The organism is Xanthomonas prunicola (assembly GCF_002846205.1).
Lineage (GTDB): Bacteria > Pseudomonadota > Gammaproteobacteria > Xanthomonadales > Xanthomonadaceae > Xanthomonas > Xanthomonas prunicola.
Genome location: NZ_PHKV01000015.1, coordinates 34,625 through 56,928, shown reverse-complemented (window position 1 = coordinate 56,928; position 22,304 = coordinate 34,625). Strand labels below are relative to the sequence as shown.

Genomic DNA, 22,304 nt, shown 5'->3' with positions numbered 1-22,304 from the left:
CCGCACAAATGCCTAATCTTGCTCTTATAATAAAATATAATAAGGCGCCCTTTAGGCATATATTTTTAGGAAAATAAACACTATATAAAGTTGCCTAGTGTTTGCTTTTAAATTTTGGCGAAACCGCCAGCCCACAAGCACTTCCCTAAGTTAAGCCCGCTAATTTTAAATGCGCCGATGTTCCTTATTCGCATCAATATTCAAGACGCCGAGGCATAGGCCAAATCCATTATTTCAATTTTTTTATCCTTGACAGCTTAAAGACTGACGTTATCGCTGGATCATCTTCAACCCAAAGGAAAGTCGATGACTCCAAAGCAAAACCAACCACCCGTTGTCCCTCTCATCAATGATGGCGAACACCTTCACTTCAAATCCATTCAAGTCGGAAAAACGCTGTTTAATGACGTCACCGTTCGCGGAAGACAAGCCGCAATCCAATTGAGCGAAATGCTACAAAGTGCTTGGCAAACCTTCCAAGCATCCCGCACTCGCCGTCCTCGATCACGCTACCCGGAAGCACTTCCCACAGGCTCACCTGCGCGGCTGCTCTCTGTGGAGATCGCGGATTACCTCAAAGACATGGCGAGGCGTGATCTGCAAGACACTACGATCAACTCCGCCGCTCGATCCCTTAAAATTCTGCGCCTGACCTGTGGCGATGTGCCGGTGTCGCAGATCGACCACCAACACATTCATCAGATGTGGGATGTCTTACGCTGGGCACCGCCTGGCTTGACCAGCAATCCCCGGTTCGAGTCGATGAGTGCCGAAGACATCATTCGCGAAGGGGCCGCACTCAATGTGCCCTGCCCCGCAAGCGCCACGACCGAACTGCATCGTCGGATGGTCACAAGCTTTTTCAATGCGTTGCTCAAAACGAAAGCTGTTGCGCACTCGCCGATGGCAGCCTTCAAGCCTAAGAAGCCATCGCTCCTCACCAACACCACAACGCCATCCAGGCTCTTGTCGTCCAGTGACATTCAGCAGATCTTCGATCCTGCGACCTTCAATGCCTGGGCGTCTAAGTTCCCTCATCGGTGGTGGGGGCCGATCCTGGGGCTATACACGGGCGCACGCATCAATGAAGTCGCGCAGCTGAAAGTTGCCGACATCATCTTGGAACAAGGCCAATGGTGTATGGCCATCCGGATGACGGCAGACGATGACCTCGCCCAGTCTAACGGTGCTCAAACCCGCCAACGTCTCAAAGGCAAGAGCGCAATCCGCAAGATCCCGTTGCATCCGGATGTGATCAATGCCGGCTTCTTGGATTTCATTGCCGACATCAAGGCCTGCGGCCATCCCAGACTGTTCCCGCACTTATCCGCCGGCAAGAACAAGAAAAGCGGCGCGAGCAATTGCCGGTATAGCCAAGGACTCCTCAATCAGTTCAGTGACTACCTCAAAGATCTTGGCTTTGCCAAAGGTATTGGCTTCCATGGATTCCGCCACACCCTGGCCACAGAGCTTCATGCTGCAGGCATCACGCCTCAGGACATTGCGTTGCTCACGGGGCATTCGCTGGTTAAAAGCGTCCCAGTGCTGCAAGACCACTACATCCACAAATCGTCAGGCAATGTTATGCAAAGACAGCTCGCGGCACTCTCGCTCTATCAGCCGAGCGTCCAATTGCCCACGTATCAACGAGGCCAGTTCAAAGAGAAGCTTCGTAAGGGCGTGAAGATGTATCCCTAGTTCGGTGGATAATCCTGGCCGCTTTGGCACATAGCGCAGTATCTGGCGAAGCTGTGCAGCTGGAAGGCCGCAAGTTGACCGATCAGGCGGCGGGCGCTAGGTCCATTAAAGTGTCGGGGATCGACGCTGGGTGGATCTTGCCGAGCGGCCACGTCGAGGTCAAAGGCAAGACCGGATCGCTGCATATCAGTTCCGAGCCTTACGTGTTCATGGAAGGCCGGAACGTCTTCGCTTGTGTTGCGAAAAAAGCGGGACCAAAGATCTTGTTACTTGCCTTCTGCGATGGGCCGCAATGCCCGCCTTCCAACTGCACGTCATCGATCCCACAACGACGAGGATCGAGATCGCGACTTAGTATGAGGAATGCCCGCTTGCCTGCGCAGAACAATCCTTGGGCATCAGATTGCCCAAGGATTGCGTGATGGAACATCCTTTCGCGTTGACCAATAAATACGATTAGGAAAGACCTAGCTGTTCGCCGTCTTGCCTGCAGCCGGCCAGATACGAAGCAACTGCGCAAAGAGGTGCTCAGTGCGAGTCCGGATTGCCGCCTCGTGCCAGTCGTCGGCTTCCTTCCCATGAAAGTAGCGGGTCAAGTTCATCTTGGAATACTTCAAGAGCTCCGGGCGCTTGTTCGCCCAAGCAGCATTCTGCAAAGACGAATTGAATTTTCCGGTGATCAGGGTCAAGTTACCCAAGGTGTTGAGCATGACGCTTCTACGAACCATGGCCTTCTGCTTGGTCAGCTCATCCACCTGGTCTTGTTCCGGCAGTGGCCAGTGGGTAAGCCAGGCTTGCGGCATCACATGCTCGATGGTGAGCTTCGATGGCATCGCGATCGCTTCGCTCTTGCTGGACATGGAGAATGCATCCAAGGCTTCAAGCACGGCACGTACCTTCTTCTGTGCCAACCTGCCATAAAGCTCCTGCTCGAAAATCGCCACGAGTAATTCATCATCCGTTGGGAACTTGGTGCTCTCGCCAGTGCCCTTGCCCAGTTGCTCAGCGACGGTGGCTGCGGACACTCCGCCCGCCTTCTCAACGGCCTTGATCAAGTCCACAAAAAGCCGGTTGTAGTTCTTCGTCGTGTAATTGGTGATCAGGCGGCGCATCAGGAAGCTTTCGAGCACGCCTAAGATCTTGTCGAACTCGTCCCTGTTGTCGGGCATCAAGCTCGCGTAGGCATACAGGAGGAACGGATAGACCGTAGCAGTGTCTACCGCTTCCAAACGGCGTAGGAAAAGTGCCAAAGCGTCATGGTCTTTGGGCTCATAGAACGCCTGGAAGATATCCCCGAATTGAGCGAGTTGCTGGATATGGGCCGCAGGTGTCGTGGGAGCCGGAATGCTTGCTTCTGGATCCGCCTCTGCATGATCTACAAAGTTCTTGTATGCATTGAACAGATGGGTGGACTTCACCTCATCCCGAGTCATCATGGACAGGTAGTGGTTGATGAAAAGGTCAATGCGGGGGCGGTAGATGCGACCCTGCTGGACGGGCTCTCGCCAGAACTTGTTGTCAAAGCGCTCCCAATGCTTGGCGTAGAGCTTTTCTACATACTTCTCCGTCGCACCCTCCACCCTCGCAGCTTTGCGGAACAGATAGTTCTTGATCAGATCAGCAGGTAGGAGCTCGGTGCCGCGAGCATTGAGCGTTTCGAAGATGACTTGCGTTTCATCTCCCGCAGTCAAGTTGATCACCACCAGCTGTAAGCCATCCTGCACGGCCAACCAGATGCACTCCAGGCGGTCCCCAACCGTCTTGCCAGATAGCGCTTCGGCATCGGCCTCGTCATCAAGCTTGCCCGCAGCCCAGTCGACCAGGTGCTTGCTGAAATAGCGATAGGCGCCAACAATCTGGCTACCATGAAGCTCTGGCTTCCCTTTGGCCCCCTGCTCTACCTCGGCGTCGGAAGTGGACTCACACACCAGCCGGAATGCAGGCCGGTCGGAGTTAGTGGGAAGAAGCTTGAACTTTTCCTCTTCGGTCTCTGCCCGGTTGGCTGCGTTCTCGATCAAGCCAGTGAAGCGACCAGCGAACTTCTCCGCCCCTTTGGCAGTACATAGGTTACGCGCTGCCATCAAGAAGACTTGCAAGGTTGTGAAGCGCTGCTGGCCGTCGATGACCAGGCGTGTCTCGATGGAACCTGCGGGGTTGGGCACCTGTTCGAGCACGATGGCGCCCATGAAGTGCGGGTGCGCCTTGCCTGTGCGAAGCCGCTTGTCCAAGAGTGCTTGGATATCTTCCCAAAGCGGCTCCCAGTTCTCTTTCTCATCCCAGACATAGGGCCTTTGAAACAGCGGCACCTGGTAAAACTTGTTTCCGTCGAACAAAGCGTCGAGCTGATTGGTTTTTGCGTCCATCGATCCCCAAGATCCTTTGTTAATGCGCCTTCGAGCAGATTAGAGAGTGTGCGGTCCCTACCGAGGTTCTCCCTCCCTGAATAGTGGTCGGGTTTGGAGTCCGGGGCTAATGATATCGGTGTTTGCCAGATATTGGGTATAAGCAGCCAGGGTCATGCCGCCGATTACTTTAAGTGGCTGACATCGTGCAAGACCAGGGCGTGTGGTGCTTCTCAATACAAAAAACCGTGGACGAAGACCGGGCGCAAAGCGCAGGCAAACGCACTTGGCAAAGCCTGAAAGGCAAGAGCGCCATCCGTAAGGTGCCGATCCACCCAAGCCTCATCCAGGCGGGCTTTCTCGACTTCCTGGCAGACATCAAGGCGTCCGGCCACCCGCGCCTCTTCCCAAACTTGTCGGCTGGCACCTGTCGCAAGACCGGCGAGCCAAAAGGCCACTACAGCCAGGGCTTCGTCAACCAGTTCGCGGCTTACTTGAAAGGCCTAGGCTTTGGCAAGGGGATCGGGTCGCATGCCTTCCGCCATACTGTGGCTACCGAGCTTGATGCCAAGGGCGTGCGGGTTGAGCACATTGCTCTCATCACAGGTCACGCGCTCAACAAGAAGGCGCCCGTTCTGAAGGACACTATGTCCACAAGTCGGCCGGCAATACCCGAAAAATCCAAGTTGAAGCGCTCGGCCACTATCAGCCATCTATCACTCTGCCAAGCTACTTACGTGGACAGTTCAAGGAACGGTTGAGGAAAGGGGCGAAGATGTATCCATGAAACCAGAGGCCAACCTATTTCTGCGAAGAAGAGCGTTACGCATATCCTTTCAGCTGATGGCCTATAAAAAGCCTTAGGGAAGCTTTGAACAACTCTTTGCGACCTAACGACCAAGGGCAAAGGCTCACGCAAGTGCTTGATTTCAAGTAATGGAACTAGCCACGATCAACCACAACTCCCAAGTCCCTTGCAGTCCAGGGAGTTGCCCAGAGGATTCCTGGCAAATAAATTAATTTATACGAATTAAATTGACCAGCACCATCAACGCACGCAATGCGCACAACCTGCGAAAATACAACCCACACTCGATCTATAGAAATATAAAAATTAAAACGTTGCGCTATCCCAGATGGCGCAGTATGATAACCTCACCTGGTTACCTATTTTTTGAAAATGGCTGTTGGACTACATAAAAAAGAAATTAATGGTCGAGCTTCTATTCGCGCTGCCACATGCGAACTGTCGCCCCCACTCCCCCCCCTCGGGACACGTGTAACGCTTACTTATCCTGGAAAAATGGAAGAGCCTGATATTCTGGAAAGCAGAAGATCAGACTTTCATAAGCTTGAAGCTAAAAGCTTAAAAAAGAGCTTGTCAATTGAATTAGATAGCTTCATCTGGTCAGACAATTGGCTTGCAATGCATCGCCTTATATCGGAAAAGAAGAAAGCCAAGTTAATTTATTTGGACCCTCCCTATGCTACTGGCATGGGTTTTTCGAGCAGGACAAATGAACATGCCTATGATGACTGCTTAACCGAGGCTGCTTATCTTGAATTCATGCGCAGGCGTCTCATCTTAATGCGGGAACTCATGGATGAGGATGGCACTATTTATGTCCATATCGGCCACCAAATGGTAGGCGAGTTGAAGTTTCTCTTGGACGAAATCTTCGGACGAGAAAGATTTATCAATCTGATCACCCGGCGAAAGTGCAGTAGTAAGAATTCAACAAAAAATAATTTTGCCAATCTCAACGATTACATCTTATGTTATAGCAAAAGCAAGAACTACATCTGGAATAGGCCTCTAAAAACACCTGATTCCGATTGGATCGCAAAAGAGTATCCGAAGGTTGATAACAAAGGCCAGTATAAACTAGTCCCTATTCATGCTCCAGGCGTTCGAAACGGTGCAACGGGCGGCCTATGGCAAGGGATGATGCCCCCGGCAGGAAAGCACTGGCAGTACACTCCTGAAAAGCTGGATATTTTAAACGCTGCTGGTGAAATTCACTGGTCAAAAACCGGGAACCCTCGGCGAAAAGTATACCTAACAGCGGATAAAAGTGTTGGATATACTGATTCTTGGGAAGACTTTCGTGATGCCCATCATCAATCAATATTGGTGACAGGATATCCCACGGAAAAAAACTTTGAAATGATGAAGTTGATTGTGGGAGCTAGCAGCAATCCCGGTGATTTAATCATTGATCCATTTTGCGGGTCAGGGTCAACTCTTCATGCTGCCAGTGTAATGGGCCGAAACTGGATCGGAATTGATGAGTCGTTGTTTGCAGCCAAGACAGTCTTAAAAAGATTCGCAGCGGGCCGTGCTCCGATGGGAGACTTTGTGGAAAAAAATAAAAATATAAGAGCAGAGCTACCGTGGACCTCCGACAAGGTAGCTCGCCACGAAACAATTTCAAATGAATTCAATATTTATGTAGATGCGCTAACTGCTTCAACTTCGAAGGTCGAATTGGCTGAACTCAGACAGGCGTATCGAGACCTAAAAGCCAATCCTGCGTGATTCGTTCTGGTGCAGTTTTGAGAGTTGTCACTCTCACTGCACCACTCCACGAATTATCTAACCTACAAGCTTCTTGCCAGGTATCGTTATGTGCTAGACCAGGGCCATCAGCTAAGAAAACAATCCTAAAGCGGTATCCATATTCTAAACAGAAAGCCTTTGCTTTTGAAACCTTATCCGCGTTTCCTCCCGTTCTATCATCAGACTGTGCGCCTCCCCGAGTTGCGTCATATCGAGCAAACCCGACAGCGCATATTTCCCCATTCATATCTTCGATTATGAAGTCGCAGGGGAAGTCCCCTTCATAAGTATCATAGACCGTTCTAAGCTCAATATCCCTTCCTGCACCGCGCGGCCCCCTTATCGTGAATTTACCGGCGTAATACCCATTAAACCAATCGAAGAATAAGCCAGTCAGAATATATCCAGACTGACCGCGAGTATCATATTCACCCACCAACGCTGCCAGCGCGGCTTCCTCGGAAGGAGTAAAGCTATTAAACTGCCGCTTTACAACATCTATATTCTTGAAATACTCTCCATAGTTCGAAATAAGAGTATCGGTAGGCACTCTGAGTTTCTTTGCCATCTCAGTGTCTACAATGGGGCAAACACATCTTCGAAATATTTTTAATAGGGTCATCCGCTGTTTAGCGTCATAACCACCAGCTCTAATTTTCTTAAGCAGATCATCACTACTTATGGATTCATTGACCAAATCCCTAAAAAGGTGTATGTCCGAGTGATAGCGACCAATCGAATTTTCCAATACTTCTGGAAACCGCATCGCTAGATCGATGGGTGTAATAATCTTATGCGGATCAGAATAGCTGGCAAGCTCAGGTATTGCATTATTCATTTCATTCCGCCTCCTTATATGAGACGGACAAGACTAGCAAGGATCACTGCATCTGTACAATTTCGTTAAAATTCTTGATCAGCGCCACTTTTATGGCAAAAGCCGCGACTTCCGTCCATGGCGGCGCCGGTCCTCTGACTGCGGGCTGTAGAAAAATTTTTTATTGATCTAATACAAACCTATGGGCCATAACGAACTTATCAGATCTAAGCGTCCTGTTCCGCCACAAGAAGATCAAGGCAAGTTGCTTTCTAAGCAATCTTGGTCTATCACCCGCTTCGTCGGTAGTCTGGCTGCCGTGACAACATTAGCTGGAATCGTTCTTCACGGCTGCGGGCATGTCGCCTACACAAGCTATCTCAAAGCCTGGGGCGTTCAAGCCGACCTATTTCCACAATCGGCCGACTGGAAGGTCGTTCGCGGCTACTACGCCATCGTGCTGCAAGGGCTTGGAATGTTTCGCTCGTTCCCCTGGGTTTCCGTAGCAACAGCCTTTGTTTTTGTGTGGATCGCAGTTTTGATCTACCGGTTGCCCACTCGACCAGTTGGCGAAGGTCAAATTAAAGAGTTTTTCCTTCGACATCCATGGATCAAGCTTATTTCCTCGTCGGCCGGTATTGCTGCCTCGGGGGTTTATCTCGCACTGACACTATTTCTCGTCGGCCTGTTGGTGGCAACCCTGCCGGGTTTGCTTGGCGAGCATGCTGGTAAAGATGACGCAAACACAGAAAAGGGTCGACTCCTTGGTCCGGTATCGCGAGGCGATTCAGAACTCTGGGAAAAGGGTGAGCGAAAGATCCGAGGCCACATCATTGCCAGCAGTTCTGACCTGATCGCCATCTACGACACCGACCTCCATCAAGTCCGAACACTCTCGCGTGGCGATTGGGAAATACGAAGAGTAAGTCCTTAGAAGCAGAGGTGTGAGGATGCTGGCGACATCTGGTCTTATTTCGGCAACATCTGCTTACAAGCGCACGCCACGAGATGAGTTCATTGTTGCCGGCCCTGCCGTATCGCTCTGCGCCATCCTTTTGCGCTCGTTGGATTGAAGCTCTCTGCGCTGCTTGGCCGTATCAACTCTGGCAATCGCCTCATCAAGCTTCGCTTCAATCGCTTCGTCTGTGATCAGGTCCCGCACATGATCCAAGTTCACTCGGCGAACCAAGATGTCGGCCACCTCATCATGGCCATTTTCGAGTGCGACGTGCAAAGCCAATTCGGGATAGGCGGTCTTGTGCGCGAACTCTAAGATGGACTTGACGATACCTACATGCCCGGTTCGTGCTGCAGATTGCAGCGCCTCTTCGCCAAAGTCACGAGGCGCACGATGGGTTGTCACGATCGCTCCGAGCAAGGTGCGCACCAGTTGTTCATGGCCTTTCGCAGCAGCGACGTTAAGCCCTAACGCGTAGGTATCTTCCGGATCTGGAAGACCGGCTTCGATCAAGAACTCAACGACCTCGACATGATTGTTCTCGGCTGCCGCTGCAAAGCCGTGCTGCGCACATTGGATCTTGGATGAATAAGGCAAAAGATGCTTGACCACCTCCACATGTCCTTCTTTGCAGGCGGCAATCAATGCTCGACTGTCCTGTGCCTTGGCATCTGAGAACAGGACCAATTGAAAGACGACATCTACATGACCACGGCGCGCGGCCTCATACAACGCAAGTGAGTCATGTTGCAGAGGGCTACACTCTTTGAGCAGGCGTTTGACGCACTCCGTGTGCCCGTGCCCGGCAGCAAGCACCAATGCCTCGTTATCCTCTGTGTCGCAAAATGCCATGAGCTGCTCGACTGCCCGCAGTGATCCTGCCTTGGCAGCCACATCAAGCGGATAGACCTCAAATGACTCTGACAGCAGTGGCGCCAGTTGATCAACCAAGCTTTCTTTGCCGCTCGTGATTGCCACCTCAATGGCGTAGCGTGCAGCAGCATCGATGTCACCTTGAGCCTGACAAAGTGACTGCACATACGCCTCGCTTCCCTGCTTCACTGCCTGTCTAATCTTTCTTTTAAGTGTCTGGTCCATTTTCTCTCCTCCCCTTCAACTTAACGCCATCACGCCTTTCGTCAAGATCACAGCGTGATGGCGTCAGTCGATTGGATAAGCCCAAACGGGACTTACAGATCATCGATGTCAGGAACATCATCCTCGTAGTCGCACGCAAGGAGAGTTCCTGTTTCATCTTCGATGCGAAGGATCTCAGGTGCGCTTTGCCATTGGTCGAAATCGAACTCACTACAAGCAATCGCGTCGATATCGCATTTGGAAAGTGCTCCCTGCAAAGGGATTGCCGTGCTCTCGTTTGAGCTTGTCGAAGTGGCGTCTCGGGATACCGAGGTAGAACTTGGCCATCGGCTGCGTGAAGCGCGTCGTGCTCGGTGAGCGATCAAGTCGTTGCTTCAGGCCATCGAAATCCTGGCTAGTGATGATGGCCTCGCGCTCATCGCGCTTTGCGATGACTTCAAGCGCAGCCCGCAAAAATCCGTCTTCGAAGCTTTCCCCCTTGCTGATATTTGTCATCCAAACTGTCCTTCGTTCAAGTCTCACTGCAAGCAACTTGCACCGCAAGCTTGCCACTCATCAGCCTGACAGCCTGTGGGCGATGGCGCTTGCCTGAAAATCCTAACGTATTCGTGGAGGAAGCACAGCGGGAAATCCGTCCGCAGTCGTAGCGACCCAGCGCACCGCCTCTTGGCTACCTGCGGTGATTGCGACTTGCATGTGAGCCATCACGACCAACGCGTTGCTTTGTTTGACCACAAGTTCAACAAGTTCAAGCGGGAAGCCCGTTCGCAACCGATGAAGCGCGTGTGCACCCGCGTGGACAAACGAGTTGAGTGCCGCCCAAGAGTATTTCTTGAACTCCAAAAACACCCGCAGTGGCTCGGCTGCCTGCTTCACCGCTTCAAGAGCGATCAGCATCTTGGATAGCATTGGCAAACGAGCCGCCACGGACTCACTGATCGGCGTCAGCTCTTCTTGCAAGCAAGCCACGTCGGCGTCGCTTGCGCAGTAAAGGACCCACACGGCGCGCACCAGCGCTTCGAACTGCGCCCGATGAACGACCAAGGTGGACGGCTCAGAACCGGCTGCAAGTAAGCAGCGACTCGCAACAGCGTGCTCAATCGAAAGCAGGCAAAGCGCGCGACAAACTTGCAGTCGATCACTTTGATCAAACGGCGGAGCCGATGTGATGGGCGCCAATGCCTCCAACAGCTCATCAGAACCTTCAAAGAGCTTCTCAACCTGCTCAAACATCATGCCTCCCCAAGCATTGAAACAGTTGGATCGCATCCTGGCGCATCAACAACTCCCTCCTTCGATTTTTATCCATGCCGTAAAAATTTTCAGCAGCATCTCTTTCACTTGGATCTTGCCGTAATGGCGTCAGCAGCGAAAGAGCGTGATGACTGAACTCAAGCGTGGCGCCATATCTTTTGCAAGATCAGGCGCACTGGTGGCCCTATGCCAACAGCCGATGAGAGAGAGGGAGGGCTACGCCCACCCTCTTGCTGCAAGGCTGGTGTGCTGACGCCCGCCGATCACCAAGTGGTCCAGCACCCGGATGTCGAGGAGGCCCAGAGCCTGCTGCAGGCGCTCGGTGACCTTGCGGTCGGCTTCGCTTGGCTCCGGATTGCCGCTTGGGTGATTGTGGAAAAGGATGACGGCAGCCGCGTTCAATTCCAGGGCGCGCTTGGCGACTACTCGGGAATGAATATCGCAGCTGTCGATGGTGCCGAAGAAGAGATGTTCGGTTGCCAGGATCTGGTGCTTGATATCCAAGAAGACGACCCCGAAGACTTCGTGCGGCAGGTGAGCGCAGCGGGCAATGAGGTAGTCGCCAGCTTGGTCGGGGCTGTGGATGCGGCCTTGGCGTTGAAGGCGTTGTTCCAGGATGGTGGCTGCGGCGAGCAAGATGCCCTCCTCGTCCATCTGGAGTTGGTATTGAGCCTTGATGTCTTGGGTGCGCTTCATCGGTTCTTCTCCACCAGCGCGTTGTGCGCCTCGTGGGAACCGACAGGCGAAGCGTCCGTCCCTACCGCACCCGAGAGCGAGCACCGCGCAAGCGGCACACAGCGAAGGGCCGCAACAAAGCGCCAGCGACGAGAAGGAGGCCTGTCCTTGCGGTCGGGACAGCGAAGCCAAGATTCCCTTCAAGAGGCCAAGCGCTGGTGGAGAGTAGTGATGCGCTACTCCCATGCCGGCGGTTGAGGCGCCAAGAGGGCTGCATGCTGCTGGCGTGCAATTTTTGCCAATCGCCCTCACTCTTTTGCCGAACACAAACTTTTTCATGCCATAAGAGTCCGCTCACAAGAAGTGCTCGTGCTCACAGCATTTCGGCTGGACTAGTCTCAGGCATGCAGCTCAACCGTGTTTCGTAAAGCTATGGGACACTCGGGCCATCTCGCGACCTGCGGCCAACCATGCGAAACGCTCAGCTAAAGGCTGCCCTAGCTACTCGAATGCGAGTGCGAGTGCTTACAACGATTTGGGTCGTCTCACTTGCCGGGTGCGCAGCGACTGGCCCCGTCACTAGCTCGCCCATTGAAGGCCCCGTGCGTCTGGGCGAGATTGCGGCGGTCGATGGGCCCAAGGTGCGTCCCGACCAAGTGATTGAGGACAGCCGTTGCCCGGCTGATGTCCAATGTATTCATGCAGGGCAGCTGATCGTCAGGACGACCGTGCTCGGCGGCGGCTGGTCCCAGCAGATTGATCTCACGCTTGGCGTTCCGGTGCCTGTTGCCGACGGCACGTTGACACTGGTGGACGCCACACCCGTGCCCATCAATGGGATGGCCACCCCACTACCCGCCGCTCGCTTTACGTTCAAGTTTCAGGGCGGCCGCTAGCCAAGCGATCAATCGATCTGAACAAGCAGTTGCCGCCGCTTACTCTAGGGACTTCCGAGTCAGAGGACCAATCAAGAACTTGTCGTCCACCGCACTGGCAATAGCAAAGTGAGCTGGGTTATCGCTGCGATTTCAGTGGGCGTGAGAGTAGGTCGGCTGATTGGCAACAGACGTCACCCCAGCCTTGTTCGTCCATGCTTCTGAGCCCATGCCAGAACAAAATCTCATTGATCCGCCGTCCAACGAATTCGGCATCCTGAGCAGTGAGAGCTTTTGCCTCAATGATCTGCGCCATGCCCGCGAAAGCGCGTAAGAAATGGCATCTGTCAGGACTTGATGCCCGCAACGCCGGCACCGCATCGTCCAAGTGATCAAGGTGGGTTCTCAACTGGGCTCTATCCATAACCCAGAGTATCGATGGCGCTGTCGCATCGCCTGAGACCGCACCGCCTGTGCCACGCTGTGGAGCCACCCACTTGCTGGTGGCTCAGGTCGTTGGAGCGGGGTCACAACTTCAAGAATTAGGGATTGACGCTAGAGCTCGTTTGTTAGATACAAGTGACGACCGCGTGCCACATCGTGGCAACAGGGGCGCGGCGCAACCCTGCCACTCGCCCAGTTGGGCTGCCTGCTTCAACTCCGTCAACTCATGTGTTCCTCAACTGGCAACGGCCTTGTTCCGTGCTTGCTGAGCTTGTGCGACCCCAGAAAACACAAGGAGATGTGCTGTTATGCGATTCCGAATCTTCCTCGCCGTGTCGTTGATAACCACGTTCAGTGCTGCGGCCCAGGCCCAAGTGGTCACGCTCAACAAGGGCGGCTACACGTTGAGCTACGACTGCACGAACCGCGCCGCGCTGCGCTACGAGTATGTATTGCAAGCCGACGCCGGCTCGGCAGCGCGCCCTTCAAGCTTCAACTTGGATACCGAATTACCCAGTGGCTGCGCAGGCCAAACGTCGAGTGCTTCATATGCCAGTGTGCGTTCGGGCTATGACCGGGGGCACTTGGTGACCTCCAACCACATGGACTACAACGCCACCTACATCCGCCGCGCCAACTTGATGTCTAACATCGTTCCTCAGGTGGCTAGCTTCAATCAAGGCATCTGGGTCCGTGCCGAAGAAGTGGCTGAGTGTTATCGCGATATAGCAAGCGTCCAAGTCTATGGGGGCGTCATTTACAGCGACACGACCAATGACTACTTCGTCACCAGTCACGGTATCCGCACGCCGGATTTCCTCTGGAAGACCATCATCACGACCAATCCAAGTGGCGGCTCACGGGCCATCAGTTAGCTCATTCCGAACAGCGCAACGCTCGGCTCGCTGGACAGCTACATCGTCAGCATCAACGAGCTGGAAGACACCTTTGGCGCCAGCACGATTGGCATCACGGCACCAGCCGACGTCAAGGCGATGCTACCGGCAACCACCTGGCCGCAGCCGAGCAATTGCGATCTGAGCTGATCGCCTTAATCGCAAGCCCAAGGTTCAAGTGAACCTTGGGCTTGCCGCTAGTCGGCATCATGAGAGGTCTCGCAACTCTTGGCATCCTCATTGAAATGATCAAACGTCTTCTACTTCTTCTGTTTTCTTGCTGTCTGTCTACTAGCCTTCTTACTTGGATTGGTGGCGAAGGCTCTGGGACTCAGGTCAAGGCCGCGCACGGTAAGAAACGCGTCGCTACCAAGCGTCACCGCCAACTCTTGGGCTTCGCGGTTAAGGCGCCTGATCACCTCATCGAAGCGGACCTTTTCGCCAGTGGCCGGATCCTCCCAAGTCTTATGGCCCTTCCACGAGATTACCAAGGCACCAACGCGCCGCTGCTCGGGCAGGAGATACTTTTCCATAAGCTGCTCGCGAAGCGCGCTCTGGAGATCCGCAATCGTGTAGCCGTTCTCCCCGACTTTCAGCTCGATAACGGCTTGGATTGATGCATTGGACTTCGACACCAGCCGGATGTCGGTCTCCTTCTCATCGCCTGTCACGCCTTCTTGTGTAACGATGTAGCTCTCTCGAGCAAGACGCTCGAATTCCGCTGACAAGGCACGCCTCAACAGCCGTTCTTTTTCGTAGAGGGCCCACCCCTCTCGATGCGATGAATCTCTGAAAAGATTGTCTTCGATCTCATCGAGGCGCCCGGCCAGCACATGGGCTATCTGACGGCGCGTTCTGGGGGATATCTCGAAGTTTTTCTCGAGTTCTCTGACCTCGCGCTCAGTTAGCACCTCTGCGTCGAGTTCTTCCGCAAGTTTTTCTCGGCGGATCGCGATGATCCGGTCTCGATAGCGAGAGACCTCAGGATCACCAGACAAGCTGATTTTCGCTCGCGAAGCATCCTCTCCTTTCATCTCCATTAGGACGTTGAACAAGCTTGATCGCGCATATTCCGCGTTCTCGCGGCTACCGACCGACCGGACGCCTTCGGCCGGGTCGTTGTTCTCGCTGCGCACATGGCGGTGTGCTAACCGTAGCAGCCTAAGGATGAGATCGGGCCTTTCGCTCATTGAGCTGAGACCAAGGCTTGCGTGGTGTCCGAAGAGCGCCCCAAGCCACTCGACGACTTTCGAGTTCTTGGCGGGAATGACCGGTTCAGAGAGCTGCTCCAATGTGTCAACGAACGCTTCGGCATCCAGGCGACCCAAGATTGGTAACCAAAGGTCAACGTTTTTGGGATCGAGCCTGCCAGTCGTCGCAGCGATCGCTGCATCCCGAAGAAGCGCGGCGTCTTCTGGCGACCCATGCACGAGCATGAAGTCAGCAGCATTTCCCATGTTGCGTCGCTGGACATCAGTTAGACGCGTCTTCACAGCGACCTTGTGCGCCCAAGCTCGAACCCGGGGCAAGAGGAGATGCGCGACTGGCTCGGTGCTGCGCCGTACGTGTTGCAGGAGCATGCCGTGCGGGTCAGTCCCCTTCCCAAGCTCTTGTGATAGCTCACGCCCGATTACAGCGTCTACGGAAGCGGGATGTCGGGTCGCGAGCTGCTCAAGCCAGGGCGGGAGCCGATTGAGTTCCAAGAGCGCGTATCGGCAGGCTAGCTTAACCTCTCCAGCGCTCAGCTTGGCCGCCCAAGCAGGATCTTCCGCCTCGGCATAGATACCCGCCAAGCCAATGCCCCAGATAACTCGCGTCGTATTCCTGTCCTCCTCATTACGCTCAGATTGAAGCGTGGGAGTCTCACGGCGCCAAGCCGCAGCGAACGCCTTCTGGAAGCGGTCTGCAAGATCCTTGCTCAACATCCTCTCGATGAAACCGCGATTCCATCCCGCTTGCGAGTGCGCACTGCGCTCGTTTTTCATAGCTTTCCAGAAATTCCATAACGTGTTCTCCACGCGGACATCAGAAAAAGCTACCTCAGGGTTCCCGCACAGTTCACGATGGAATTGTCGCCAACTCGCGATGCTCTTCGCGTGCTTCCGGCGATTAGCTTCCATATACGCGGCGTTCTTTCTCTCCCAATCGCTGGGTTCGCGGCGGGCAACATACGCAATTCCTAGGGCTGCAACCCTTGCCTCCAATTCGTGCGCGCCGGCAGCCGTTGCGCTTAGTTGAGCGATCCACCTGTCAGGATCGGACTTGTGCGGCGTCCACTCAATTGCAACTTCCAATGCAAGTGCGCGATCGCCAGACCTTCTTTGAGGATCCGCAATCGCCGCCAACACCCACAGCTCGTCGCGCTGCAAAACGGGGTGGTAGCCACCCTCCCATTGCAAGTGATGGAGCCGAGGTTGCGTGCTTCGCTCACTTTTGGGGTGGTGTTTACGCGCGATGGCGTCTTGTGCCCAGAAAACGCCAGAGCGAACCGAGTCGGGCGCGTCACTCAGAGCGGCTCGCAGACCCTTGACATCGCCCCTAATTTCATAGTCATCGACCGTAAGCAAGAGCGATAGCGCAATGCCTTTTGCCAATGCCGCATCGCACCGATGATCGCTTAGGCGCCGCGAGCAAACTGCCAACAGCGCGGGAACCAGATCCTGGCGCTTTGACTGCAACCGATAGAGAGACCTATCCCAGGTCAGTCCCGCATTGACCAAAGCAGATAACTGCTTCTGCATCAATAGAAGCTTATCGGCATCGAAGGGAGAGCGCTCCACGACATTGGTGAAGTAAGTGATTGGTCCCGAGTAGGTTCTGCTTTTCGAGCCTTGCCTTGCGAAGATCTTCATCAGTTGCTCGGGAGACATTCGGCTCGGAAAGAACTCAATCACGGCGCGCTGGACAAGAAGGGGTGAACAGTCAGGCACACCTGAAGCGATTTCATCGAGGAGTGCAGGCAGCCGAGGGTCGTCGAGCCTCGATAGCGCTACGAGGGCGCTGATACGGCTTCCAATCTCGGCTAGCGCATCCACCGCAACTTCATGGGCCAGATCCGCATTTCCCTTCATCTGGCCCCAGCCGATCAGCCCTAGCAAGGTTTCGCGAACCTCTGGATTTTCGATACCGCTTGCCCAGAGGCGCGCAACGTCTGCCATAAGATCTTTCGACGCGAAGCGCTCAACTTGGAGACTTGGCACGGCCTGGCCACGCCACCCGCCCTTTCCGAAGCGTCCAACATAACCTTCCAGTGCGGCGCGGCGAAGGGGCACGTCGAGCGACTCAGGATCGCCTGCGTGGAAAAGCAGTTCGGGTTCGTGCTTGATGACCTGCCCACGTATGAATGCGTCATGCGGAGCCAGCCACGCCACCACGGGGCGCATTGCTGGCTTTACGATGCGCTCACCCTCCTGCGTGCGCGCAAAGAGCAGCTGCGCAACTTCGCGATCTGGAAGCCCCTTTTCTCTAAGTTGGCGAAGTCGCTCGGCGGCCAAGAACTCGATGGCAGATCGGTGGTAGAAGCGCACACGGCCGTAATTGGCGAACCCGAAAAGCCCACGCTCGAGCAGGGTATCAAGCTGTTCGCCCGTCCAGTCGGGGAGCACTTCGGCGGGACCAAGCGCGCCGTCTCCAGAGGCGCGGTCTCCCCCCTGTCCATGCCAGATGTTGAACTTGCGACCCAAGAGAGCAGCGAGCGCAAGCCTTGCAGCGCCTTCGCGTGCCTTGATGGGCTCCAGTGAGACACGCTCATCGCGGTCTTTGTTCGGACGCAACCTGATCTCAATCGCTGTATCCACTTGATCGCAATGCGAACGGATGGAGCCGTTCTCCCTCCAGTCACCGCACAACTCAAGGAAGTCCAGCGGCCTGCGCGCGAAGTCGTGTGCGTTTCGCGAACTGATTGCCTCAAATAACCTGTCTAAATCCGTGACACCAGCGGTCTTCGCCATTTCCCGCATTTGCTTCTCACGGAGCGGCGCGAGAGCGACATTTCTCCACGTCGGGGCCTTATCTTCTTGGTTTTCTGGCTTCTTCTCGCGCATCGCAACACTCGCGAAGGCGACCTCTGGATCCATCTGTGCTTCGACCACCGGGACCGGGAGATGCTTGGCAATGACCTCGCGATCCACCGGAACAGGCCGGGTGGTAATCACGATCGTGACTCGTCCCAGATGCCCCGCAAGTGATCTAGCGACGGACTTGATTGCGCGATCAAAGCTTGAAAGCGTCAGCTTCAACTCATCGATCGAGTCAAGAAAGAAGATCGCGTGCTCTGTCTGGGCCGACTTCCAACTATCGAAGCGAGCTTGCTCTTCTGGGCAGAAGCCGTCTTCGATTGAACGCGAAGCAAGCGCGGACAACTCCACAAAGAAGGCAGCGCGTCCCTCGTTCCACAGAGACTCTGCCGTTCTCTTGCACTCAAACGTCTTGCCCATTCCGGCTTCGGACACGATCAACACCCGATCGGATTCCAACAGAGTCGCCCAATCGATCTTGGCCCCGCTTGGAAAATTGGCCAGGAATTCGGCAGCTTCCATACTTTCAACCTTATCGTCCGGCAGATCGAAGAATGAGCGAACGAAAGCGGCATCGGTAATTGGCATGCGGTTGAGAGTTCCTTTGCTGTGATCGTTCTGCATCTACGGCGTTTAAGGGTGTTAGCAACTGCCGAGAAAGCCTAGATTATTGCGCCAAGGCCAACGTGCATTTCAGCCTGATGGGTTCCCGTTGCTCCTGACCGGCCTGCCCTGATCTTTGATTAGTGCGCGCTTGACTGAATCCGCCTTTGCCTTCGCTTCTTCATAGCGAAGCTCATTCAGCACATTAGCCGCGACCTCCCCCAGCTCATCGGCCAATTCCTGCTCGCCAATGGCCCCCATCACTTGCTCCCAGAAGCTTGCCGCCCGCACGAAACCCAGACGCGGCCCAATGGCGGATCGTCGTCGCGAGGATGAAGGAGTGATGATGGGGGCAACCGGCTGAGGTGCGGGCGCTGGATCCAAGATCTCGGCCAACGCTTCAAGGGGCATCTGGATCAATCCGTCGATCTTGCGGGCGCCCGGATAGCGCCCCGACTGCATGCCTTCGCGCACGCGTTGCACGACCCCTCTCGTGCTTTGGCCCCGAAGCACATGGGCGACCTCTTCGGGCCGAAGTGCATAGCGCTGCGGATACAACTCTCGAAGCGTTTGAAGCGCGCTTGCAGACATGTGCGATGGGCCATCCCTAGACTCATTACAACTGTCTTATAGCGCAGCCTAGGAGGCCATGGAAGCCGTGGCAATTCTGTGGCGAACAAGCGCTGTTGGAAGCTGCTCTGGGATGTCTAAACCTGCATCGCACCCGCCAAACGGGCGACCCCAGCCCTTGTTAAACAACAAGTTAGACAAGATAGCAGTGACCCTTCAATTTCCCCTCTTCCTTAGGAGGGGGACGCTCTATCCAGCTGAGCTACGGGGCCAAGGGCGGCATTGTCGCACGATCGTTGCGATTGCCAAGCCGGCAGGTGGACGGCGGAGCCTGCTAAAATCGGCGGCTACCCGTGTCGTGGGCTGGCCTTGCCGCCAGGCGACCGCCACCGTTTCCAGGAGATCCCATGTCCGCTGACCTGCTCAAGGCGCTCGACCTCGCTGCGTCCAATTCCGGCACCTACCTTGGCGAGGCGACCTGGTCGCAGGCCACCGGCGCCGGGGTGCTGCAGCCGCTGAATCCGACTACCAACGCGGTGATCGCCGAGGTGCAGGCGACCACGCTGGAGGACTATGAGCTGATCGTCCAGCGTGCGCAGGCCGCCTTCAAGGTGTGGCGTACCACGCCGGCGCCGCGTCGTGGCGAGGCGGTGCGCCTGTGTGGCGAGGCGCTCCGCGCGCACAAGGATGCGCTGGGCTCGCTGGTGGCGCTGGAAATGGGCAAGAGCAAGCCCGAGGGCGATGGCGAAGTGCAGGAGATGATCGACATCGCCGACTTTGCCGTGGGCCAGAGCCGCATGCTCTACGGCTACACCATGCATTCGGAGCGCCCCGGCCACCGCATGTACGAGCAGTACCAGCCGCTCGGCTTGGTCGGCATCATCAGCGCGTTCAACTTCCCGGTGGCGGTGTGGGCGTGGAATGCGTTTCTGGCGGCGATTTGCGGCGATATCTGCATCTGGAAGCCGTCCAACAAGACGCCGCTGACGGCGATCGCGACGATGAAGATCTGCAATGCCGCGCTCAAGGATGCCGGCTTCCCGGACATCTTCTTCCTGATCAACGATGCCGGCACCGCGCTCTCGGAGAAGCTGGTCGAAGACACCCGCGTGCCGCTGGTCAGCTTCACCGGTTCGACCCAGATCGGCCGCGTGGTCGCAGAGAAAGTGGCCCGTCGCCTGGGCCGTTGCCTGCTGGAGCTGGGCGGCAACAACGCCATCATCCTGGACGAGACCGCCGACCTGAAGCTGGCCATCCCGGGCATCGTGTTCGGCGCAGTCGGCACCGCCGGGCAGCGCTGCACCACCACGCGCCGCCTGATCGTGCACGCATCCATCTACGACAATGTGCTTGCGACCCTGGTCAAGGCGTACAAGCAGCTCGACAGCAAGATCGGCGACCCGACCGATCCGGCCAACCTGATGGGCCCGCTCAACAGCCAGGGCGCGGTTGCGCAGTTCCTCGACTCGATTGCCAAGGCCCAGGCGGCCGGCGGCACTGTCGAAGTGGGCGGCACCGCGATCGATCGCCCGGGCAACTTCGTGCTGCCGGCCATCGTCACCGGGCTGCAGAACAGCGACGCGGTGGTGCAGCACGAGACCTTCGCGCCGATCCTGTACGTGATGAAATACAGCACGCTGGACGAGGCGATCGAGCTGCAGAACGGCGTGCCGCAGGGCCTGTCGTCGTCGATCTTCACCCAGAACCTGAAGGCGGCCGAGAAGTTCCTGTCGGCCGCCGGCAGCGACTGCGGCATCGCCAACGTCAATATCGGCACCTCGGGTGCGGAGATTGGCGGTGCGTTCGGTGGCGAGAAGGAAACCGGCGGCGGTCGCGAGTCCGGCTCGGATGCGTGGAAGGTCTATATGCGGCGTCAGACCAATACCATCAACTATTCCGACTCGCTGCCGCTGGCGCAGGGCATCAAGTTCGATCTTTGATTGACGCGAGCAGGCGCGCCGGGCACTCGCTCGGCGCGATGCATTACTGAGATGAGGCTGCCCTACTGCAGCAGCCCATATTGGCCATGGGCCGCACTCGCCCAGTTGCGGCTCTCGCAATGCCAGCGCAAAGCCGGGGACATCGACGGCTCCGCGCGACACCAAGTGTCGGGCCGCTCTGCAGAGCGGGTCGTTTCTTGCCGGAAGCCGTGCATTTACTCTCAGCAGTGCAAGGCGGCGGCAAGTCGCCCGGATGGCCTTCCGCAGCGCAAACCACGCCGCGCTGGCTCGGCGCTGCCGGCCGCCAGCGTGCCCGGAAGGAGCCGCTTCAACAGACATACCACGCCATACGCCTGCACCAGCGGCTATTTCGCCCGCTCTCACCCGCCAAACCAGCCTCCGCACCTGCCTTTCGCCGCAAACGGCACGCCTTTTGCCCGGCGGCTCTGGGATAATCGTGCGACGCCAGCCCTCTGCTGCCCGCCCTCAAAGGAGTCCATGATGAACGTTGTGGTTCGACAGACCAGCGCCATGGCGATCGTCAGCCTGGTCGCAGGCATTCTCGGCTGGACGCTGATCCCGTTCCTGGGCAGCATCTGCGCCATCATTACCGGCCATCTGGCGCGGGCGGAAATCCGCCGCAATCCGCAAGGCCTGGACGGCGACGGCCTGGCCATCGGCGGCCTGATCATGGGCTGGCTGGCCGTGGCGCTGTGGGTGGTGGGAATCGGGTTTTTCCTGCTGTTCTTCGGCGGCCTGGCCTGGCTCGCGGCTGCCCACAGTTGAGTATGGCCGCGCCCTCCTCCGCCCAGCGCTTCAACGACCGCGTGGCAGCCTACGTGCGCTACCGGCCAAGTTATCCGCCGCAGTTGCTGCGCTGGCTGCATGAAGAACTGGGCGTGACGCCTGCGGCGACGGTCGCCGATATCGGCGCCGGCACCGGCATTTCCAGTCGCCTGTTTCTGGAAGCCGGGTATGCGGTCACCGCGGTAGAGCCCAACCCGGCCATGCGCGAAGCCGCGCTGCAGTGGCTGGCGGAATTCCCCAAGTTTCAAGCAATCGGCGGAACTGCCGAAGCCACCGGACTGGCCGATGCCAGCGTCGGCATGGTGTCTGCGGCGCAGGCCTTCCACTGGTTCGACACGCAGGCCGTGCGCAGCGAATGGGCGCGCATCCTGCAACCCGGCGGGCTGGCGGTGGTGTACTGGAACTCACGCGAGCTGGACAGCACTGCGTTTCTACGCGGCTACGAGCAGCTGCTGCTGGATTACGGGACCGACTATTCCGCAGTGGCCGAGCGTTATCAGGACGACGCCACCATGCAGGCCTGGTTCGGCGAGGGGTTCCGTGCGACGGCACGCTTCCCGAATGTGCAGCGGCTGGACTTCGACGGCTTGCGCGGCCGCCTGCTGTCGTCTTCCTATGCCCCGCTTGCGCACGACCCACGTCATGCCCCGATGCTCGCCGCGCTGCGCACGCTGTTCGATGCGTATGCGCACGATGGCCTGATCGACTTCCAATACCAAACCCGCGTTTTCGCCGGGAGATTGAACTAACC

Annotated in this window: 14 protein-coding genes and 4 pseudogenes; 9 read left to right on the top strand and 9 right to left on the bottom strand. The window is 56.2% G+C overall.

The window, feature by feature from the left end; genetic code table 11:
• Positions 1 to 306 precede the first annotated feature (306 nt).
• Positions 307 to 1,698, top strand: a complete 1,392-nt coding sequence (locus tag XpruCFBP8353_RS21645) for a site-specific integrase (RefSeq protein ID WP_341475822.1) — start codon at positions 307 to 309, stop codon at positions 1,696 to 1,698.
• A gap of 467 nt (positions 1,699 to 2,165) precedes the next feature.
• Here the strand turns inward: XpruCFBP8353_RS21645 and XpruCFBP8353_RS21640 are convergent, their stop codons facing one another.
• Positions 2,166 to 4,061 (bottom strand): DUF262 domain-containing protein, encoded by a 1,896-nt coding sequence (locus XpruCFBP8353_RS21640; protein ID WP_101365066.1) that lies wholly within the window; start codon positions 4,059 to 4,061, stop codon positions 2,166 to 2,168.
• A 173-nt stretch (positions 4,062 to 4,234) separates the two neighbouring features.
• On the opposite strand from XpruCFBP8353_RS21640, the pseudogene XpruCFBP8353_RS21635 reads away from it, so the two are divergent.
• Positions 4,235 to 4,827: pseudogene (locus tag XpruCFBP8353_RS21635) on the top strand (integrase); the annotation flags it as partial.
• A gap of 516 nt (positions 4,828 to 5,343) precedes the next feature.
• Positions 5,344 to 6,579 carry a site-specific DNA-methyltransferase gene (locus XpruCFBP8353_RS21630; RefSeq protein WP_207759700.1) on the top strand — a complete coding sequence of 412 codons (1,236 nt, stop codon included), beginning with the start codon at positions 5,344 to 5,346 and terminating at the stop codon, positions 6,577 to 6,579.
• On the opposite strand, the gene XpruCFBP8353_RS21625 is transcribed toward XpruCFBP8353_RS21630, so the two are convergent.
• Positions 6,539 to 7,438, bottom strand: coding sequence for a hypothetical protein (locus XpruCFBP8353_RS21625; protein ID WP_101365064.1), 900 nt, complete (start codon positions 7,436 to 7,438; stop codon positions 6,539 to 6,541). The two genes, XpruCFBP8353_RS21630 and XpruCFBP8353_RS21625, sit on opposite strands and share 41 nt — an antisense overlap.
• Before the next feature lie 181 nt (positions 7,439 to 7,619).
• On the opposite strand from XpruCFBP8353_RS21625, the gene XpruCFBP8353_RS21620 reads away from it, so the two are divergent.
• Positions 7,620 to 8,351, top strand: a complete 732-nt coding sequence (locus XpruCFBP8353_RS21620) for a hypothetical protein (protein WP_101365063.1) — start codon at positions 7,620 to 7,622, stop codon at positions 8,349 to 8,351.
• 54 nt (positions 8,352 to 8,405) lie between these two features.
• On the opposite strand, the gene XpruCFBP8353_RS21615 is transcribed toward XpruCFBP8353_RS21620, so the two are convergent.
• The 4 genes and pseudogenes from XpruCFBP8353_RS21615 to XpruCFBP8353_RS21600 form a co-directional block, all read right to left on the bottom strand.
• Positions 8,406 to 9,473 carry an ankyrin repeat domain-containing protein gene (locus XpruCFBP8353_RS21615; protein ID WP_101365062.1) on the bottom strand — a complete coding sequence of 356 codons (1,068 nt, stop codon included), beginning with the start codon at positions 9,471 to 9,473 and terminating at the stop codon, positions 8,406 to 8,408.
• A 246-nt stretch (positions 9,474 to 9,719) separates the two neighbouring features.
• Positions 9,720 to 9,968 (bottom strand): annotated as a pseudogene (locus XpruCFBP8353_RS21610) (hypothetical protein); the annotation flags it as partial.
• A 102-nt stretch (positions 9,969 to 10,070) separates the two neighbouring features.
• Positions 10,071 to 10,709 (bottom strand): DUF6988 family protein, encoded by a 639-nt coding sequence (locus XpruCFBP8353_RS21605; protein ID WP_101365061.1) that lies wholly within the window; start codon positions 10,707 to 10,709, stop codon positions 10,071 to 10,073.
• Positions 10,710 to 10,943: 234 nt separating this feature from the next.
• Positions 10,944 to 11,423: a JAB domain-containing protein gene (locus XpruCFBP8353_RS21600; protein WP_101365060.1), complete on the bottom strand. Its 480-nt coding sequence runs from the start codon at positions 11,421 to 11,423 to the stop codon at positions 10,944 to 10,946.
• Between the two features lie 449 nt (positions 11,424 to 11,872).
• Between XpruCFBP8353_RS21600 and XpruCFBP8353_RS21595 the strand changes: the two genes are divergently transcribed.
• On the top strand, positions 11,873 to 12,298 hold the full coding sequence (locus XpruCFBP8353_RS21595) for a hypothetical protein (protein WP_386261080.1): 426 nt from the start codon (positions 11,873 to 11,875) through the stop codon (positions 12,296 to 12,298).
• Positions 12,299 to 12,485: 187 nt separating this feature from the next.
• Here the strand turns inward: XpruCFBP8353_RS21595 and XpruCFBP8353_RS24560 are convergent.
• Positions 12,486 to 12,701, bottom strand: a pseudogene (locus XpruCFBP8353_RS24560) (hypothetical protein); the annotation flags it as partial.
• A gap of 328 nt (positions 12,702 to 13,029) precedes the next feature.
• Here XpruCFBP8353_RS24560 and XpruCFBP8353_RS21585 point away from each other — a divergent pair.
• Positions 13,030 to 13,767, top strand: a pseudogene (locus XpruCFBP8353_RS21585) (DNA/RNA non-specific endonuclease).
• A 110-nt stretch (positions 13,768 to 13,877) separates the two neighbouring features.
• Here XpruCFBP8353_RS21585 and XpruCFBP8353_RS21580 read toward each other — a convergent pair.
• Positions 13,878 to 18,257, bottom strand: a complete 4,380-nt coding sequence (locus XpruCFBP8353_RS21580) for an ATP-binding protein (RefSeq protein WP_101365058.1) — start codon at positions 18,255 to 18,257, stop codon at positions 13,878 to 13,880.
• 69 nt (positions 18,258 to 18,326) lie between these two features.
• Positions 18,327 to 18,719 carry a hypothetical protein gene (locus tag XpruCFBP8353_RS21575; protein ID WP_243391183.1) on the bottom strand — a complete coding sequence of 131 codons (393 nt, stop codon included), beginning with the start codon at positions 18,717 to 18,719 and terminating at the stop codon, positions 18,327 to 18,329.
• Positions 18,720 to 19,213: 494 nt separating this feature from the next.
• Here XpruCFBP8353_RS21575 and amaB point away from each other — a divergent pair, with 494 nt between their 5' ends.
• From amaB to XpruCFBP8353_RS21560, 3 genes are all read left to right on the top strand, one after another.
• Positions 19,214 to 20,746, top strand: a complete 1,533-nt coding sequence (gene amaB / locus XpruCFBP8353_RS21570; RefSeq protein WP_101365056.1) for an L-piperidine-6-carboxylate dehydrogenase — start codon at positions 19,214 to 19,216, stop codon at positions 20,744 to 20,746.
• A gap of 501 nt (positions 20,747 to 21,247) precedes the next feature.
• A complete protein-coding gene (locus tag XpruCFBP8353_RS21565; RefSeq protein WP_101365055.1) occupies positions 21,248 to 21,532 on the top strand; it encodes a DUF4190 domain-containing protein in 285 nt (94 codons plus the stop codon).
• A gap of 2 nt (positions 21,533 to 21,534) precedes the next feature.
• Positions 21,535 to 22,302: a class I SAM-dependent methyltransferase gene (locus tag XpruCFBP8353_RS21560; RefSeq protein WP_165786184.1), complete on the top strand. Its 768-nt coding sequence runs from the start codon at positions 21,535 to 21,537 to the stop codon at positions 22,300 to 22,302.
• Positions 22,303 to 22,304 lie beyond the last annotated feature (2 nt).